The 17971-nt window shown below is 34.3% G+C and carries 14 protein-coding genes and 2 pseudogenes; 12 read left to right on the top strand and 4 right to left on the bottom strand.

The features are described 5' to 3' along the window. Window positions 1-19 precede the first annotated feature (19 nt). The gene (gene yaaA, locus A3SG_RS0113535; protein WP_016990553.1) at window positions 20-778 is read right to left on the bottom strand and encodes a peroxide stress protein YaaA; all 759 of its coding nucleotides are present in this window, start codon (window positions 776-778) and stop codon (window positions 20-22) included. A gap of 371 nt (window positions 779-1149) precedes the next feature. Between yaaA and A3SG_RS23145 the strand changes: the two are divergent. The 4 genes and pseudogenes from A3SG_RS23145 to A3SG_RS0113515 form a co-directional block, all read left to right on the top strand. Beyond that, window positions 1150-1398 (top strand): annotated as a pseudogene (locus A3SG_RS23145) (GNAT family N-acetyltransferase); the annotation flags it as partial. Window positions 1399-1803: 405 nt separating this feature from the next. Beyond that, window positions 1804-2994 (top strand): Na+/H+ antiporter NhaA, encoded by a 1191-nt coding sequence (gene nhaA / locus A3SG_RS0113525; protein WP_016990552.1) that lies wholly within the window; start codon window positions 1804-1806, stop codon window positions 2992-2994. Next, complete coding sequence (locus A3SG_RS0113520; protein WP_016990551.1) at window positions 2975-4282, top strand: TIGR00341 family protein; 1308 nt, start codon at window positions 2975-2977, stop codon at window positions 4280-4282. Before nhaA ends, A3SG_RS0113520 begins: the two co-directional genes overlap by 20 nt. A 262-nt stretch (window positions 4283-4544) precedes the next feature. Continuing rightward, a complete protein-coding gene (locus tag A3SG_RS0113515; RefSeq protein WP_157485476.1) occupies window positions 4545-5408 on the top strand; it encodes a hypothetical protein in 864 nt (287 codons plus the stop codon). A 46-nt stretch (window positions 5409-5454) separates the two neighbouring features. Here the strand turns inward: A3SG_RS0113515 and A3SG_RS19945 are convergent. Continuing rightward, window positions 5455-7936 (bottom strand): annotated as a pseudogene (locus A3SG_RS19945) (zinc-dependent metalloprotease). A 336-nt stretch (window positions 7937-8272) separates the two neighbouring features. Between A3SG_RS19945 and A3SG_RS0113505 the strand changes: the two are divergent. The 4 genes from A3SG_RS0113505 to A3SG_RS19940 all read left to right on the top strand — a co-directional run bounded on the left by A3SG_RS0113505 (window position 8273) and on the right by A3SG_RS19940 (window position 12855). After that, window positions 8273-8782 (top strand): GNAT family N-acetyltransferase, encoded by a 510-nt coding sequence (locus A3SG_RS0113505; protein WP_016990549.1) that lies wholly within the window; start codon window positions 8273-8275, stop codon window positions 8780-8782. A gap of 320 nt (window positions 8783-9102) precedes the next feature. Continuing rightward, the gene (locus A3SG_RS0113500; RefSeq protein WP_016990548.1) at window positions 9103-9714 is read left to right on the top strand and encodes an alpha-ketoglutarate-dependent dioxygenase AlkB family protein; all 612 of its coding nucleotides are present in this window, start codon (window positions 9103-9105) and stop codon (window positions 9712-9714) included. Between the two features lie 149 nt (window positions 9715-9863). Beyond that, entirely contained in the window at window positions 9864-11708 is a 1845-nt protein-coding gene (locus A3SG_RS0113495; protein WP_016990547.1) for a hypothetical protein, read from the top strand. A gap of 262 nt (window positions 11709-11970) precedes the next feature. After that, a complete protein-coding gene (locus A3SG_RS19940; protein WP_016990546.1) occupies window positions 11971-12855 on the top strand; it encodes a CPBP family intramembrane glutamic endopeptidase in 885 nt (294 codons plus the stop codon). Between the two features lie 109 nt (window positions 12856-12964). On the opposite strand, the gene A3SG_RS0113485 is transcribed toward A3SG_RS19940, so the two are convergent. After that, the gene (locus A3SG_RS0113485; RefSeq protein WP_016990545.1) at window positions 12965-14008 is read right to left on the bottom strand and encodes an RluA family pseudouridine synthase; all 1044 of its coding nucleotides are present in this window, start codon (window positions 14006-14008) and stop codon (window positions 12965-12967) included. Continuing rightward, window positions 13998-14615 (bottom strand): PASTA domain-containing protein, encoded by a 618-nt coding sequence (locus A3SG_RS0113480; RefSeq protein ID WP_016990544.1) that lies wholly within the window; start codon window positions 14613-14615, stop codon window positions 13998-14000. The genes A3SG_RS0113485 and A3SG_RS0113480 overlap by 11 nt, the downstream gene beginning before the upstream one ends. A gap of 384 nt (window positions 14616-14999) precedes the next feature. On the opposite strand from A3SG_RS0113480, the gene A3SG_RS0113475 reads away from it, so the two are divergent. The 4 genes from A3SG_RS0113475 to A3SG_RS0113455 all read left to right on the top strand — a co-directional run bounded on the left by A3SG_RS0113475 (window position 15000) and on the right by A3SG_RS0113455 (window position 17879). Next, window positions 15000-15974: a D-alanine--D-alanine ligase gene (locus A3SG_RS0113475; protein ID WP_016990543.1), complete on the top strand. Its 975-nt coding sequence runs from the start codon at window positions 15000-15002 to the stop codon at window positions 15972-15974. Between the two features lie 65 nt (window positions 15975-16039). After that, a complete protein-coding gene (locus A3SG_RS19935; protein ID WP_157485477.1) occupies window positions 16040-16237 on the top strand; it encodes a DUF433 domain-containing protein in 198 nt (65 codons plus the stop codon). A 397-nt stretch (window positions 16238-16634) separates the two neighbouring features. Beyond that, the gene (gene coaD / locus A3SG_RS0113465; RefSeq protein WP_016990541.1) at window positions 16635-17090 is read left to right on the top strand and encodes a pantetheine-phosphate adenylyltransferase; all 456 of its coding nucleotides are present in this window, start codon (window positions 16635-16637) and stop codon (window positions 17088-17090) included. A gap of 210 nt (window positions 17091-17300) precedes the next feature. Beyond that, the gene (locus tag A3SG_RS0113455; RefSeq protein WP_016990539.1) at window positions 17301-17879 is read left to right on the top strand and encodes a PhnA domain-containing protein; all 579 of its coding nucleotides are present in this window, start codon (window positions 17301-17303) and stop codon (window positions 17877-17879) included. The last annotated feature ends 92 nt before the right edge of the window (window positions 17880-17971 follow it).

Here is a 17971-nt window from a genome sequence, read left to right as displayed (position 1 = left end):
GGCATATTATACAAAATGATTATCGAGTAAATACCAAATGTTCCGCTTTTGAAAGAGTAGCATCAAATTGATAACCTCCATAATTGAAGCCCTTTAAGTCTTCTATCGTTTTTGCTTCTGTATCTATAATATATCGCACCATCATACCCCTAGCTTTCTTGGCATAAAAACTGATTATCTTCAATTTTCCATCTTTATAATCCTTAAAATCGGGAGTGATTACCGCAACTTTTAATGCTTTAACATCTACCGCCGAAAAATATTCATTACTTGCTAAATTGACGAACAACTCCTCTTTTTCTAATTCTTTATTTAAAGCATCTGTTACTTTAGTTTTCCAAAATTCATATAAGTTTTTATGATCTCCAACAGGTAATTTTGTACCCATCTCTAATCGATAGGCCTGCATTAAATCCAAAGGTTTTAGCATGCCATATAAACCCGAAAGTATTCTCAAACTATCTTGTAACATTTCTAATTTTTCTGTCGGAATCGAATACGCATCTAAGCCAGTATAAACATCTCCATCAAAGGCGTAAATAGCAGGACGCGCATTTTCAGGAGTGAAAGGCGTTTTCCAATCTGTATTGCGTTGCCAATTCAAGTCGGCTAATTTTGCTGAAATATCCATTAATTCAGATAGGTCTTTTGGAGACTGTTGCTTTAATACTTTTTGAATCTGTCTTGATTCCTTTAGAAAAGCAGGCTCAGTATATTTAGAAGTAGGTAATTCCGTTTCAAAATTTAAAGACTTAGCTGGTGATATTACAATTTTCATAATTAATCCTATTTAAAGTTCTTTTTTAAGCCAGAATCAAAAGTACTAATTGAAAAACAAAAAATAGACTTTTATAAATTGATTTGTTTAATGCTGAAATAGGAAATAAAAATTGTACCGCCTTCTAAATATGCTATTTTTGATTCTGAATAGTACAACCATAGTTCAACTTTTTTACCACGAGCAAAATTAAAATTAGAAAAGTAGTCCTATCAGATTTATAATCGCTTCAAATTATCGGCGGCAAAACCTTCACAAAAACTTTTGCCGCGGTAAATACTCCGCTGACCCTTTAGAATTATATCTCCCAAAGTTTTAATGTACAAAAACTAACAAAGGAGATTACTACTCCATAATCTTCCTTTTACTTTGCCATTTTAGACATCAAAACCATTGGTTATTTAAAAATAAATCTTGGCGGAGCGCAAACTGAATTACTGGATGAGAACGCAATGGAAAACAATCGTATTCATGTTTTACAGGAATACCAAGGTAACAAAGTAGGCCAGCTTCTAATTGATTACGCTTTAGAAATAGCACATCAAAGACAAATTACATATATCTTGGTTAGGAGTATGGGAAGAAAATTACAGAGTGCTAGGATTTTATGCGAAAAATAGATTTGTCGCATTTGACAAACCTGTTTTCACACTACAAGATGACAAACAAAACGATTTACTATTGAAACTCGAAATGAAAAATAATTTTAAATAGCACTAGTCCTGACATTAAACGAAAATTAACTTTCCCTATTAAATAATTCAAAAAACAGTCGCCCTAGTATTGTCAATTTGAAAAAAAGTTGCTTAAATTATATCGCGCTCTCCTTTTGTTAGCCTCTAATTATTAAAAAAATAGAATTTAAATTCCTGTTTTAAAAACTCCAATACTGCAACTTCTGATAATATTATCAATTTCTACGAGGAGATTGGTAACTATTTAGCTATTTTTGTATTTCTAATGATTAGTCCTTTACATTAGTAACCAAAACGGAAACTCTTCCAGTTTTAGGGTAAAAAGAATCCATGAAAGCAAAAATGAAAAAAACAATAAAACGCATTTATAATTCAAATTTATTTAATGAGTTTTTTGAAAGCGAAAAATCAACCGGACTTATACTTATAGCGTGCACCATATTCTCTTTGTTTATGGCAAATTCAATCTTTGGGTCACAATACCTTCAGACCTGGCACATGAAACTGGGAGGAGAAAGTCTAGAATACTGGATTAATGATGGTTTAATGACCATCTTCTTTTTATTAATTGGTTTGGAATTAGAAAGAGAAATCTATGAAGGGGAACTATCAAATATAAAAGACGCTTTACTGCCCATATTTGCAGCCTTGGGAGGAATGCTTGTTCCTGCTGGACTGTACTTGTTTTTAAACTATGGAGGAATCGCACAAGCTGGAGCGGGTATCCCTATGGCGACTGATATTGCTTTTGCATTGGGAATCCTATCTTTATTAGGGAATCGAGTGCCACTGTCTTTGAAAGTATTTCTAACGGCATTAGCTGTAATAGACGATTTAGGAGCGATCATGGTTATTGCCATATTTTATACAAAAACCATTCTATGGTCTAATCTTTTTTACGCTTTAGGTACAATGCTAGTATTGTTTGTACTTAATCGCATGAAAATTAAAAGCTTAATCCCTTATATTATTGGTGGGGTTATTATGTGGTGGTTTATGCTACATTCAGGAATCCATGCCACTGTTACTGGAGTTTTATTAGCTTTTGTTATCCCGTTTGGAAATGGAGATAAAAACTCTACCTCATCCATTTTGCAACATTTTCTACATAAACCGGTTGGTTTTTTGATACTTCCACTTTTTGCATTAGCAAATACAGCGATTGTGATCAGTTCAAACATAGGAGAAACTATTGCCCAACATTACAGTATTGGAATTGCTTTAGGATTAATCGTAGGGAAACCTCTGGGCATCTATCTGTTTAGTCTTTTGGCTGTCTCTGTAGGAATTTGTAAACTCCCTTCTGATATGAATTGGAAAACGATTATTGGCGTAGGATTTTTGGGAGGTATCGGGTTTACAATGTCCATTTTCATAACTTTACTTGCTTTTGATGACAAAACAATAATTAGTAATGCAAAATTTATTATTCTACTTTCTTCTTTAATCGCGGGCGTAATAGGCTTTGTCTATTTAAAAAATACTTTAAAAGAAAGTGTGAGTGAAAACAATATTCAGTAGTTTTTTTGGCTATATCAACCTTAGTAAAGGAGAAGAAGAAAAGAAAAAAGTATTAGATTTTGTAAAATCCAATATTTCCTTTCGAGGTTCTAATTTATGGATTTTAGCGTGCGCTATTGTCGTAGCGTCCATTGGACTGAATGTGAATTCTACTGCAGTAATTATAGGTGCGATGCTGATATCGCCTTTAATGGGCCCTATCATAGGAGCCGGCTTTGGGCTAGGTGTTTATGATTTCGATTTACTAAAAAGGTCTTTAAAAAATCTGATTATAGCAACCCTAGTGGGCTTATTAGTTTCTACCATCTATTTTTATGTGAGTCCATTCAAAGAAACGCAGCCCGAACTATTATCTAGAACTTCGCCTAATATTTACGATATCCTTATCGCTTTTTTTGGCGGTTTGGTTGGTGCGATTGCCATAACAAGAGTAGAGAAAGGCAATCCTATACCTGGTGTTGCTATTGCAACAGCGCTTATGCCTCCGCTTTGTACTGCAGGATATGGTTTAGCATTAGGGAGTTATAGATTCTTTTTCGGCGCAATGTATTTGTATTCTATAAACTGCGTATTTATTTGTATCTCCACCTTTTTGATAGTAAAATTCTTAAAGTACCCTACCAAAAAGCAACTGGATGATAGATCACAAAAACAGGTAAAATATATCATTTCAATCTTGATTACAGTTTTAATACTGCCTAGCATCTATTTTGCATACCTCTTAATCGAAGAGAAAAAGTTCCAACACCAGGTTGATCTCTTTACAGAAATGGAATTTTCAAATAAAGGAATTGTCATATTATATAAGAAGACAAAATTCAATCAAAAGCCAAAAAAACTCGAACTCGGATTTCTTTCAAAAAGATATAGCGCAAATGAAATTAAGGAACTAAATAAAAGACTTAAAGAGTACGATATAAACGACACTAAGCTCACTGTAATGCAGGACACAACAGATCTTAAAAGCGATATTCTTAGCGAAATTAATTTTAACAAATCTGAACTAAGTCAAAAAGATGTTTCAATTTTAAAGCTAAAGAAAGAACTTGCATTAAACACTTATGACAATAAAAGCTTATTGGCTGAAATAAAAATTTTGTTCCCAGAAGTAGATAATATTTCACTAGGCAATCATACTTTTAATGAAAATACGGATAGTATCAAAACAGTACCCGTATTGATTTATAAAAGTAAAGAAGGGCTTACTGCGAGCTCCGAAAAAAAATTATCCAGCTGGCTGCAGCAACGCTTGTTGAAAAAACAAATCGAAATGTATAGCCAGAAATAGAACCTTCTTAATAACCTCGATTATTCACTAAACCTATTCAAGTACTATTTACGATACTTCAATTAATTGAAAAATCCCAGTAGTGTATTTTAAAATTAAGATTTTTTCTACTTGATTTATATACTTTCAACAATCCTCTACATTTACCAATACGCTACGGCGCTTCCATTCATCGTATATATCTGATTTTAAACGATTAGTAAATTATTTAACCCTTTAATTCTTTATATTTAGGTAGTGCAAACCTATAATAAACTGAATTATGAGTAAACCTTTACTTTGGTATTTTAGGAGACATTCTCTGTTGTTCAAAATAAGATTCAGAATGGTTTCCAAAAGATCATCGGTTGATCGTATTGAGAACTTTTGCTACAATACCATCAACCCTAAATATGATATTCCTCCTATTTATTTTCAGTTGAATCGCATGATTTTGACTCAACCGAAAGTAGAATTAAGTGATCTTGAAAAAGCAAAAAAAATAGCAAAATGGCTCAGAAACCATATCAAAGGAGGTCCAGGACTTGGAAAATCCTCCAACATAGCATTACGGAAAATGATAAGAGGCGAAGGAGGTGTTTGCAGTGACTTATCGCAGGCTTATAATAATTTTTGTGTAATCAACGATTTAAAAGTAAAAGAGTGGGGACTAAAAATCATCACAAAAGACCAAACGATACGAGGGGGACACTCGTTCAATGAGATATACTCAAGAGAGTTTCAAAAGTGGGTCCTTATCGACGTATCCAAATCAATATTATTCTATCATACCAACTCCAAGATACCCTTATCTGTTGTGGAACTAATCCAATTAAAAAAAGAAAATAAAGAACTTCATTACTTTGAATTCAACAAAAAAATTATTGTTGACAAACAATATATAGAAGACCTCTACCTTATGCCTAACTCATTCCCTTTTTTAGTAACTAATTATTCTAATAAAACCTATGATTACTTCTTGGATAAATTTAGTTTTTTCCCAGAATCAATAATACATGGTCTGATATTTTTATCAGGTAAAAGTTATGTTTTTGAATTTCCAACTAAGGACTATAAAATTTCATATCCACATGCCAAATCTCTACTTACAAAGACATATGAACGGCATGCAGTTAATTCCATTTAAAAAAAGCCCGCTCGAGAGCGGACTTTTTTATGAACATTATTTTTCTTTATTTAGGATCCAAAATCAAAGCGATTCGCTCAATGGAGTCCGAATAATGGTACTTAGTCTCTATGTTTACGGCTCTACTTTTCGTTATAACCAACGCCGTTTTTAAGGTTTTTAATTCTCCTCTTACCAAAGCTCGAACATCAGATTGTGCGACATTGTAGTAATCACCTGACCGATTTGACTTGATTTCCTCTTTCATAAGGTACTCCATTCTTACAATATAAGCGCGCTGTAAGTTTCTGCGATAAATAGATACTGGAGTTGCAGTATTAGCTTCTGTCCAAATCCCTTTTCGCATGTCACGCAGTAAGTCCAAGGCGGTATAATTACTGGTTCCTAAAATTTCGGCATCCATTAAGCGACCCATACGATCAAAACTCAAAACATCATCTAAATGTCTGGCCTGTAACTTTCTAAAACGTTCTGTATAACCGGCGTAATCTGTATTTTTTAAAGTCTTTAAATTAACCAGCCAAGTAGGTGAAGCAAATGCGTTAGTTTGTAACCATTGCATCGCTTCTTGCTGCTGCACTTTGGGCACAACCGTATAAACTAATCCTTTTTGATTTGGCTTTTTAATATCCTCATACACACCGCCTACATTCGTCACAACATGTCCTATATAGCGGCTCCATACACTCAAAAGCTCATCATACAATTCACTTAAATCATCATAATTATTAGTCACATCACTCGTCCATTCCGACAAATGCGTTGCCACATATTCTAAGTTTTTAAGTCCGTAGCTACTGGCTTTCATAGAACTGTTCCCTATGTCTTCCGTTTGTGAAGTTGGATCAAAACTGCTGCTTTGCTTTCCGAACTTATACATGGGATCTCCCGCTTTTTCTAGAATCCACTTGTCCAAGGTAGGAACTTCTGCTTCCGGAGTAACCAAGTTTGGAATTATCCGATACCCCCAATTAACCGCATAATGATCATAAGGCCCCATCTGGCGAATAAAGCGGACTCCTTTGTCTCCCGGCTGTGCTATATAATTAAAACGAGCATAATCCATCAAACTCGCCGCTATTCCATTTTTTTGGGTTGAAAGCGGCGTTTCTATAACTCTCCGTATCATAGGCACAACTCGCTCCCATATTATGTGGAAAACCAAGCGCATGTCCTACCTCATGGGCTATAACAAAACGCATCATCTCCCCCATTTCTTCATCACTTGTATTTAATGTACGTGCAGAAGGATTAGCCGCACCTGTTTCTAATAAATAACGATTTCTATAAGAACGCAAATGATTGTGGTACCAAATGATATCACTCTCTATAATCTCTCCCGTTCGAGGGTCAGAAACACTCGGACCAACCGCATTACGTGTCGTACTGGCTACGTAGCGTATTACCGAATACCGTATGTCCTCTGCACTAAAATCGGGATCTTCTTCTTTCGTTGGTGGATCTTTCGCAATAATAGCGTTTTTAAAACCCGCTGTTTCAAATGGTTTTTGCCATTCTTCTATACCTTGCTTGATGTACTTACGAAGTTTCTGTGGTGTAGCAGGGTCAATATAATACACGATCGGCTTTATTGGTTCAACCAGTTCCCCTTTGGCGTAAGCCACAGCATCTTTTGGCTCTAAACGCCATCTTCGGATATAGGTTTTCTTATCTGATTTTAATTCATTGCTACCATAATCATACTGACTCACAGTAAACCAGCCCACCCTTGGATCAGCTAGACGCGGCTCCATCATTTTTTCAGGTAATAAAATCATCGATTGGTTCATTTGGATACTAATCGTTTCCGTATCTTCAAGCACTGGAGGTTTAGTCGCATTATAAGTGAAGTCCTGAACCACCTCGATATTCATCGGAAAACTTTTCATAGCAGTGATAAAACTACGAGAATCGTCCATACCTTTCACTTTATAAGTTTCTCTCATACTGGCTGATAATCCGCTAATAGCCTTCACATCACTTCCGTAAAACTTGGATACATCAATAACCGTATTGGCCGAATCTTTACTGAAAGCCACAATATCGAAGGCAAACAAAGTAGGCTCATAGTTATTGTTTCTCACAGAAATACTGATAGGCAAGCTGTCATTTGCAACGGCGGCATAGGATTTTAATTTGATTAAAATTTTATCCTGAAAACGCTGCCAAACAACTAATTGCTCATTAGTTTCAGAACCCGCATTGACGTAACCGCCACCCAAATTAGAAGGCAGTTTAGACAGCCTGCTGACTAAAAGCATGTCCTTGTCTAATAACTTATTAGGGATTTCAAAATAATATTTTTTATCTACTTTATGCACCATGAATAAACCATCATCAGAGATGGCGTCTTTTGTGATGACCTTATCATAAGGTTTAATGGTAACTTCAGATTTTTTTTCTGGAGCTGCAACTGCTTCTGTTTTTTTATTCTTTTTCTTATCTAGATGCCACTGCTTTTGTGCTAATGCTGAGCTTGGCACAAATACAAAAGCTGCCAGCGTGCTTAAAATGAATAATTTCTTCATTTATTGGTTTTTAATGATTAAGTAAGCTCAAAAATAAGTTTACACCCATATATAATCCTTTTCAAAATCTCTTTTAACTTATAATTAACGATTGTATAGTAGCAAAACTTTCACAATCGAGAACTAGAACGGTAAACGAATAGCCGCTATTTTTATAGATTCCCGTTTGCTTCAAAAAAGTAGTAGCACTAGTTTTAGATTTTATAATGACAAATCACTTCCGATAGTTGCGACATAAAATATAATGGATTGCAAGAAGCTATTCATTACATTCGCATTGTAGCAGCTGAGGATATCATTAGTTAGCCTACATCACGAAAAACTACAATTTTAACTATGAAAATAGAAAACTCAGCTGTTACGGACGTCGATGAAATATTTAGATTGTACGCAAACGCTTCAGCATACCAAAAAACAAAAAACGTAGTGGTTTGGCCTGATTTTGAGCGTCAACTTGTCGAAAAGGAACTAAACCAAAACCGACAGTGGAAACTTCTTATTGACGACCAAATTGCCTGCGTATGGGCAATCACTTTTAACGATCCCGAAATCTGGGAAGAGCGAGATAAAGACGCCGCGATTTACATTCATCGCATTGCTACAAATCCTAAATTTAGAGGTCATAACTTTGTTGCAACTATAGTGGACTGGGCAAAAGAATATGCACAAAATATTGATAAATATTATATACGCTTAGACACCCTAGGCAATAATGTGAGACTTATTGACCATTACACGAGCGCCGGCTTTGACTTCCTGGGAATATTCGAATTAAATTCCACCGCAGGCTTGCCACAACACTATCAAACAACTAAAGGTTGTTGCTTATTTGAAATCAAATTGTAAGTATATTTTGGGCGTGCCCCCTACGGGTCGGGCTTTCCGTTGCAATCTCCCGAAAAAAATCGGGAGGATTTCCACTTCACTCCCTCACGCAAAACAAACTCAGCAATAACTCATAAAAAAAGGAAATGCATTGAAAAACAAAATAAAACGATAGCAAATACTCGTGAAAAGCAACACAAAAAGAATGATTTGCTCCACCCTGCAATTCAAATTCGACAAACAAATACTAAAATAAAAACGAATTTTTTTCGACTGCGGTACAGAAACAATTCGAAATAATTTCCGACCTTGCTATTGTTACATATAAACAGCATGAACCAATGAATTTATTTAGTACCGTAGTAGACGAAGATCACAACTTACTACCAAAAAATGGAATTGTCAATTACTACGGACAGCTGATGACTCAGGAAAAAGCCGACTTTTACCTAAAGAATTTAATTGAAAATATCATCTGGAAAAATGATGAACTATTCATGTTCGGCAAAACCATTATCACCAAAAGAAAAGTAGCCTGGTATGGCGATACCAATTTTAACTATACTTACTCAAAAGTAAGTAAAGAAGCCTTGATATGGACTCCGGAGCTACTAGCGCTAAAAGTACTAATCGAAGAAAAGTCAGGCGAGACCTATAATTCCTGCCTTCTTAATTTGTACCATAATGGCAGCGAAGGTATGGGCTGGCACAGTGATGCCGAAAAAGAATTGAAAAAAAATGGGGCAATCGCTTCTGTAAGCTTTGGGGCCGAACGTAAATTTACCTTCAAACACAAAGACAGCAAGGAAACGGTATCACAGAACTTATCCCACGGCAGCTTGTTAGTGATGAAAGAGGAAACCCAGACCCACTGGCTGCACCGTCTCCCTCCCACTACACGCGTTACTACGCCTAGAGTGAATCTTACTTTTCGAACAATTGAAATACTGTAGACTTCCTTTTTATTTTAAGAATAAACATACAATATCACTAAATGTGGGTATTGTATGCTTATTTCACAATCCTTTACTTTACAGATGAGTTGAAAAAATTAGTGCCGCATTTGACATCGTGGTAAAAAGTCCAATTTAAAAAGTAAAAAATGAAATTAGAAAAGATTTTAGACAAACTTGGTTCTTTAGAAAAAAATTCTTTTATCAAGATTATCGATAATATTATTTCCAAAAAACCGAGTACTATTAAAGAAATTGAAAAAATTTTAACCTCAACTGATAAAGGTTTGAAATCTGTAGATAACCAAAATGTATCAAATATTTTTGCACTTACTTCAGACGAATTTTTAAATCAAATAAGATGCGAATTTCAAGAGGTCACTTCCCAATTAGATATATTAATTGATATTATAATTCGTGACGGGAACTGCATTATGAAGCAAGATTGGTTTTCAAGACTTTACGAAACTGAACTAAAAGATCTAAAAATTCGTATTAAAGAATTAAATACTGAATTAGAAAATGAAAAATCTGAATTAGGTGAGGAAAGAAAAAGAGATTATAGGATCTATAAATCTTGTCTATCAACCGCTTATAACAATGATACTGCAAATAATCGTGAAGCAAGAATCACTTCAGATGAATTATCCATAATACTCACACTTGCAGATGTGCTTCAGCTTTCTCAAGAAGAAGTTAAACTCATCAACTATTCCATTTTGCCTATTAAAAAAGTTGACATTCATGATGTAATCAATAGTCTTAAAAACATTGGTGTCATTTTTTATTCAAAAAAAGATAACACCATTTATGTTGCTGATGAAATGGTAAGGATTTTGAGAAAACTACGCCAAAAAGATGTTGCAGATAAGTTTTATAGAAGAACCTTAAAATCATTAAAAGAGCCTATTTTAAATCAAATAGCAAAAAAACATAATATTGATAGAAAGCTAGACTATTCAATAAAAATTGAAGAAATCATAAATAGTGGTATTTCATTCAAAAGTTTACTTACCACAGACATCTATAAAGAAGGTAGTACTTTGACTGACAAGAAAAAATACCTTAATGACCTTTGCGAAAGCAGCTTGAATATTACCAATTTAAAAGGAAGCACTTTAGAAGAAAAAATAAATAGTTTAGTTGAATACTTTGAAAATGTAGAAAAAGATGAAAAAGTTGGGATTTCAATCGATGGTTTTGATAAAATGCTAGCTGAACTTAATAATTCTTTACCAACATTTAATAAATTATTAAAAAATCAATTTGAGCTTCAAGATGAATTTGTAATGAAAGCAGATTTCCTACTTGATTATAATATCAAACCCAGAGATATTCTAGATTTGATTGTAAAAAGTGACTTATCTAACTTTATAAAAGATAATGGAATAAAACAAAGAGGGGATGATATTACAAATATTATGGAGCATTACAAAGATGCTGATAATTTATATTTAGAAAACTATTCAAATGTAGCCTACCGCGACTTCAATCTATTGAAAGAGAATGGTATTGCTATAAAAGAAAGTGAGCTGGGTTTAAAATTTGAAGAGCTTACTAAAGTTATCTTTTCAAATTTAGGTTTCAATGTTGATGATAAATCGAAGCAAAAATTGAATACTAGTAAAGACATGATAGACATCCTTTTAAATCTTGGAAATAATGAAGTCATCATTGTAGAGTGTAAAACAAGTAAAGAACAAGGCTATAATAAATTCAGTACAGTATCGAGACAATTAAAATCATATCAAAAATTAGCGTTACACAATGATTTAAGGATTGTGAAAATATTATTAATAGCCCCCGAATTTAGTGATGATTTTGTAACTGATTGCGAAATGGATACTGAAATGAACTTGTCCCTTATTACTGCATCAACATTATTAAAAATTGCTGAAGTGTTTAAAACATCAAAATATCCGGTGTTTCCGTATGTATTATTTAGAGATATAATTATAAATGAAGAACGTATTTTGAAAGCATTGAGTAAATAAACCTTAATTTCTTTATTAATTTAGGACTACACTTGCGCAAAAATATATTCTTCACCCGTAAACAAAACAACATAAAAACGAAATGTTTACGGTAAAACCACATCTAATAATAGCGGGAACTATTTTTGAGTTACGTCAGCACCTAATGCTTTTCTATCATTTAGAGAATAAAAAAAATCCCTTTATAAACAACTTATTTGGAATGATTTAATTTCTGTTTTAGATTTACAATCTTAGTCTTTTTCAAATCAAAATATAAAAAATGAAGATCCCTTCTTTTGACAATCACCGCGGTTTATACAATTCATTAAAGATCGTTTTGCCTTACCTTATTATTGTAGGGTTGTTTCAGCTAGTGTCTTACTATCTTTCCGGTTATGACTATTTAAACTCTGCTAAAACTCCAAAAACCTCACTTCAAACATTCATTACAACCCTAGCCACCTTACTGGCAACTTTTGTAACAGTATTGCTTTTTAAGAAAAAATTAGGCCGAAATTTTTTTATCAACATCGGTTTTCAAAATATAGCCGTAAAGAAAAACCTGCTCCTAGGAATAGTATTAGGGTTTATCATTATGTTAACAGGGTTTTTAGCGTTACTTCTTACAAATGAAATAAGTATTCAATCCATTAATTTTGACCTCACAGAACTTTTACTAAATATGGGTATATTTATTTTCGTTGCCATTGGTGAAGAAGTACTGTGCCGAGGATACATTTTAAACAACCTCATGCAATCCTATAATAAATATGTCGCCTTACTTGTTTCCTCGCTATTTTTTAGTTTGTTACATATTGGTAATCATTTTATATCGATACTAAATCTATTTGATCTTTTTATTGCAGGAATTCTTTTGGGGATTACCTACATATACACAAAGAGATTATGGTTTCCTATTGCCTTACATTTTAGCTGGAATTTTTTTCAAGGAACTATTTTTGGCTTTAACGTAAGTGGTAATGACCATTACTCCTTAATACATATCAGCTATCCAAGTCCTAACCTTTGGAATGGAGGAGGTTTTGGTTTTGAAGGTTCTCTTCTCTCCCTGCTGTTTCAAATAATAGCTATCTGCCTGATTTTTGAATATTACAAAAAGAAAAATATCAAATCAAATAACGTAAGTATTACAATACCAAAATAAAAGAAAGCTTACCAATGATATATCAAGACATAAAAAATCCCTCTCGATCATTATCAAGAGGGATTTTCTTTTATATAGGTATCTTAAACAGTACGGTATTGCAATGAGACTATCTCTCGCCTTCTTCCGTTAAATTAGTTTTAGAGTATCCTCGCCATTTCTCAATACAATCCTGAAAATCTTGAGGCAACTCTGTATCAAAACGCATCATCTCACCCGTCATGGGATGAACAAAGCCAAGCGTTTTGGCATGCAAGGCCTGTCTTGGCAATATTTTAAAACAATTGTCTATAAACTGTTTGTATTTAGTAAACGTCGTTCCTTTCAAAATCAAATTACCGCCATAACGCTCATCATTAAATAAAGTATGACCAATATGCTTTAAATGTACCCGAATTTGATGTGTTCTTCCTGTTTCCAATTGGCACGAAATTAACGTCACATAACCAAAACGTTCCAACACCTTGTAATGAGTTACTGCTGGCTTTCCTATTTCAGGATCAGCAAAAACAGCCATTTGCATGCGGTCTTTTACATGACGAGCTACATTACCTTCAATTGTTCCTGACTCGGCGACTACATTACCCCAAACAAGCGCCACATACTCCCTTTCGGATGTCTTAGCTTCAAATTGTTTCGCGAGATGGGACATCGCAGCTTCCGTTTTGGCAATCACTAATAATCCTGAAGTGTCTTTGTCGATACGGTGCACCAGTCCCGGTCTTTCGCTGCTGTTCATTGGCAAATTATCAAAATGATATGCCAGAGCATGAACTAAAGTTCCAGTATAGTTTCCATGTCCGGGATGAACAACCATACCTGGCTTTTTGTTAATCAACAACAAGGTGTCATCTTCATAAACAATGTCCAATGGGATATTCTCCGGAACGATATGATTTTCAAAGGGAGGATGCGTAAGCATCACTCGTACTATATCAAAAGCTTTTACTTTGTAATTCGACTTAACTGTAGCGTTATTCACAAAAATATTCCCTTCCGTAGCAGCAATTTGAATTTTATTACGAGTTGCATTTTGAATCAGCCCCATCAAATATTTGTCAATCCGCAAAGGCGCTTGCCCTTTAGGTACTTCAAATTTAAAGTGTTCGTATAATTCTTCTTCTAAGTCAACTGATTCTACATTATTGTTCATTTGGCATTTCTTCTGTTGGATTAGCAATACTATCCGTTCCTATCTCTTCTTCATAACTCATTTTCCCATCCCCTAAAACCAAATCGATTTTAGAAGATTTCAGGACTTTATCTCCCGGTTTTATGTTTCTTCCTTTATAACGCATTTCCAGAACCATATCTTTTCCAAGGTTCGGCACATAGGTAATCGTTCCCTCTTCCAGTCCTAACGCTTTTAAGGTAGGAACTGCTTCACGATACGTCTTTTCAATTAAATCCGGAACTTTCACTGATGAAAATCCAGAACTGTTGATTTTGATATATACCTTTCTTCCCACTTTCACCTTTTCTCCAGGTAAAGGATCCTGCTGTACCACAGAAAACTTAGGAAAATCACTCTTATAATTTACACTATCTAACAATACATAATCAAGATCTAACTCATCCAGTTTCTCCTCGACCTGCTCTTCTGTCAATTTGCTCAAATTAGGGACTGTAATTTCATTTCCGTGATCTGTGGTAAAAGTCAACCAATGCATAAAGAGAAATCCCAAAACCGCAATAATCAAAATGGCTAGAAATACTTGAACAAGAAACACACGGCTGATAAGATACTTAGGTAAACTCATAAATTTATTTTTATAATACGGCAAAGATATACCTTATTCGTTCCAAAAAAAATGATAATTTTGTTTAATAGTATTTAGCGTCTGACTTTAGAAAAAGTAAAAAAACTTTTCTACTTTCGAACCAATAAAAAAAACCAAATTATCGTAGTTTTATTTTTATAATGTGGCACTAACTCTAAGAAAAGTATAACTTAATAGAAGAAGCGTATTATTAGGAGCTATTTCCCGCTATCCGCTATATCTTTTCCTATTCTCGTTAAAAGCACGAGAACAAGAAAAGGATGTCGCTTTTATCGGGGCTAACTGCCCTTCGTTTTCAAAATAAAAAATAAAAAATTGGATTTAAATCTAAAAATTTAAACCCAAAACCTTAAACAAAAAAGAATGAAAAACATTGCCATTATCATGGGCGGTTATTCCAGTGAATATAAGATATCACTAATGAGCGGAAACCTTGTATACCAATATCTAGATAAAACGAAGTACAACGGATATTGCGTTCATATTTTAAAAGAAAAATGGGTTTATGTAGACGATGCGGAAACAGAATATCCAATCGATAAAAATGACTTTTCAGCAACCGTTAACGGAAACAAAATCAATTTTGATTGTGTTTTCAATGCGATACATGGAACTCCAGGTGAAGACGGGCTGATGCAAGCTTATCTGGAACTATTAGAGATTCCACAAACCTCCTGTGATTATTACCAATCAGCGCTTACGTTTAACAAAAGAGACTTTCTTTCCGTATTAAAACCATACGGCATAAAAAGTGCTGTTTCTTATTACCTAAACAAAGGCGATAAAATCTATACGGACGAAATCGTCAAAAAAGTGGGATTGCCCTGCTTTGTAAAACCCAATAAAGCAGGTTCTAGTTTTGGAATTTCAAAAGTAAAAACAGAAATCGAGCTTCCTCTTGCCATAGAAGTAGCCTATATGGAAGACAACGAAATCATCATAGAAAGCTTCCTTGACGGTACTGAAGTTTCAGTAGGCGTTATCAACTACAAAGGAATAACAACCGTTTTGCCCATCACTGAAATTGTTTCTGAGAATGAATTCTTTGACTATGAAGCTAAATACCTTGGAAAATCACAAGAAATTACACCGGCTAGAATTTCTGATGAAATGACAGAGAAAGTAGGTGCTATAGCGAAACGTGCTTACGAGTTACTAAGAATGAAAGGCTTCTCGAGAACGGAGTTTATCATTGTCGATGACGAGCCCTTCATGTTAGAGATGAACACTGTCCCGGGTTTGACTTCAGAAAGTCTACTTCCGCAACAATCGGTGGCTGCAGGAATTTCACTAGAAGATTTGTTTACGAATGCAATCGAATTGGCTTTGGCTAAATAACTAATAATTTCGTTAACTTTGTATAAAACAATATCATTATGATGGACTACAAATAATATTTTACAATTAATTCTGAGATTCGTTTTGACAAAACCATCTTAATCGGTACTAGAATCACGCTTTTTGATATTTTAAATTGGTTGGCAAACGGGCTCTCTTTCAATGAAATTATTGGAGATTTCCCAGAGTTAAATGAAACTCAAATAAAAGCTTGCCTAGCCTACGCTACCGATAGAGAATACAAAATCCAAATTGCATCGTGAATTTATTATTTGACCCAAATATCTCTTTTAGACTCATCTCTAAAATCAAAACTAATTTTCCACAAGCGAAACAAGTTCGCCAACTCGGAATTGAAATTACTCCGATTTAGAAATTTGGAAATTCGATCAAGAGAATGATTTTACGAATGTAAGTTTTGATGCTGATTTTTTTGATATATTTCATTTGCAAAGAGACCAAGCAAAATAATTTGGTTTTGTTTTGGCAATACTAAAACCGATTATTTAGCTGATATTATCAATTGAAAAAAAATATTAATTAAAGAGTTTATTAGCAGCGATTCCTATTTAGAGATTGCTTGTTTAGAAATTAAATAATTATTTCAAGAAGCTATTTTGCTAAATAACTTGAAACCTAAAACTTGAAAATCAATATTAAATGAGAAAAGCCATATTTCCTGGATCCTTTGATCCGATAACCTTAGGACATGAAGACATCATAAAAAGAGGGGTTTCCCTTTTTGACGAAATAGTGATTGCAATAGGTATCAATGCCGAAAAAAAATACATGTTTCCTCTGGAAGAAAGAAAACGCTTTATTGAGGAAACCTTCAAAAACGAACCTAAAGTCACGGTGATTACTTATGAAGGACTGACGATTGATTTATGTCATCGAATCAAAGCTGATTTTATTCTGCGTGGTTTGCGGAATCCTGCCGATTTTGAGTTTGAAAAAGCCATAGCGCACACAAACAGACATCTGTCCAAAATAGAAACAGTGTTTTTACTAACAGCAGCACGTACTTCATACATCAGTTCCAGTATCGTAAGAGACGTACTTCGTAACGGTGGTGAGTACCAAAAACTAGTTCCTAAAGCAGTAAGAGCTAAGTAGTGTAAGGGTAGTAGTGTATAGTTTGCACTAAAAAACAAAAACAATGCTTCTAAAAAAAATACCTTTTAACACACTGGTAAAATCTATAATTCTAGGTGCTTTAAAAAATAAAAGTCCTCTTTTTCTATCCGCAAAAAGCCAATAAAAATCACAAACTTGCTAAAAGTACTTAATAAACGTATTTTCGCCAAATCATAACAAACTTCAATAATGAGTATAGAAAGAGAATTAAGCAAAAGAAGCGGATCGAAATGTGAACTTTGTGCAGCAAACGAAAACCTAAAAGTTTACGAAGTATTACCTGCCAAAAACGGTGGCTTAGACGAAAGTATCATGGCTTGCAGTACCTGTATTGACCAAATTGAAACTCCCGGCAATGAAGATCTAAACCATTGGAGATGTCTGAATGACAGTATGTGGAGCGAACATACTGCAGTGCAAGTTATGTCTTGGAGGATGTTGAGCCGTTTGCGTTCTGCGGGTTGGCCTCAAGAATTAATCGATCAAATGTATTTAGACGAAGATACGTTAGCCTGGGCTCAAGCAACGGGTGAAGGCGAAGAAGAGGAGAATAAAGTCATTCACAGAGACAGCAACGGGGTTATTTTAGCAGTGGGTGATTCAGTGGTTTTAATCAAAGATTTGAAAGTAAAAGGTTCGAGTATGGTAGCAAAACAGGGAACTGCAGTGCGTAACATTAGACTGGATCACGACAATGCCGAGTTCATAGAAGGTAAAGTAGACGGACAAACGATCGTAATCATTACACAATACGTGAAGAAATTATAGTAATCAATGATTAGTTCTTTTAGTGGTCAGTAAAAATAGTGATCAGTCACATATTTAAAACAAAAAAACGTTAGCAGAAACTTATTTCTTGC

Source organism: Flavobacterium sp. ACAM 123 (assembly GCF_000264055.1).
Taxonomy (GTDB): Bacteria; Bacteroidota; Bacteroidia; order Flavobacteriales; family Flavobacteriaceae; genus Flavobacterium.
This window is presented reverse-complemented; position numbering and strand designations above follow the sequence as displayed.

What these genes read in the sequence shown, in the direction of transcription:
- yaaA (WP_016990553.1), bottom strand. Translation starts at nt 778, where the DNA reads ATGAAAATTGTAATATCACCAGCTAAGTCTTTAAATTTTGAAACGGAA.
- A3SG_RS0113495 (WP_016990547.1), top strand. Translation starts at nt 9,864, where the DNA reads ATGAAATTAGAAAAGATTTTAGACAAACTTGGTTCTTTAGAAAAAAAT.
- A3SG_RS0113455 (WP_016990539.1), top strand. Translation starts at nt 17,301, where the DNA reads ATGAGTATAGAAAGAGAATTAAGCAAAAGAAGCGGATCGAAATGTGAA.
- A3SG_RS19940 (WP_016990546.1), top strand. Translation starts at nt 11,971, where the DNA reads ATGAAGATCCCTTCTTTTGACAATCACCGCGGTTTATACAATTCATTA.
- A3SG_RS0113485 (WP_016990545.1), bottom strand. Translation starts at nt 14,008, where the DNA reads ATGAACAATAATGTAGAATCAGTTGACTTAGAAGAAGAATTATACGAA.
- A3SG_RS0113480 (WP_016990544.1), bottom strand. Translation starts at nt 14,615, where the DNA reads ATGAGTTTACCTAAGTATCTTATCAGCCGTGTGTTTCTTGTTCAAGTA.
- A3SG_RS0113500 (WP_016990548.1), top strand. Translation starts at nt 9,103, where the DNA reads ATGAATTTATTTAGTACCGTAGTAGACGAAGATCACAACTTACTACCA.
- A3SG_RS0113505 (WP_016990549.1), top strand. Translation starts at nt 8,273, where the DNA reads ATGAAAATAGAAAACTCAGCTGTTACGGACGTCGATGAAATATTTAGA.
- nhaA (WP_016990552.1), top strand. Translation starts at nt 1,804, where the DNA reads ATGAAAGCAAAAATGAAAAAAACAATAAAACGCATTTATAATTCAAAT.
- A3SG_RS0113515 (WP_157485476.1), top strand. Translation starts at nt 4,545, where the DNA reads ATGAGTAAACCTTTACTTTGGTATTTTAGGAGACATTCTCTGTTGTTC.
- coaD (WP_016990541.1), top strand. Translation starts at nt 16,635, where the DNA reads ATGAGAAAAGCCATATTTCCTGGATCCTTTGATCCGATAACCTTAGGA.
- A3SG_RS0113475 (WP_016990543.1), top strand. Translation starts at nt 15,000, where the DNA reads ATGAAAAACATTGCCATTATCATGGGCGGTTATTCCAGTGAATATAAG.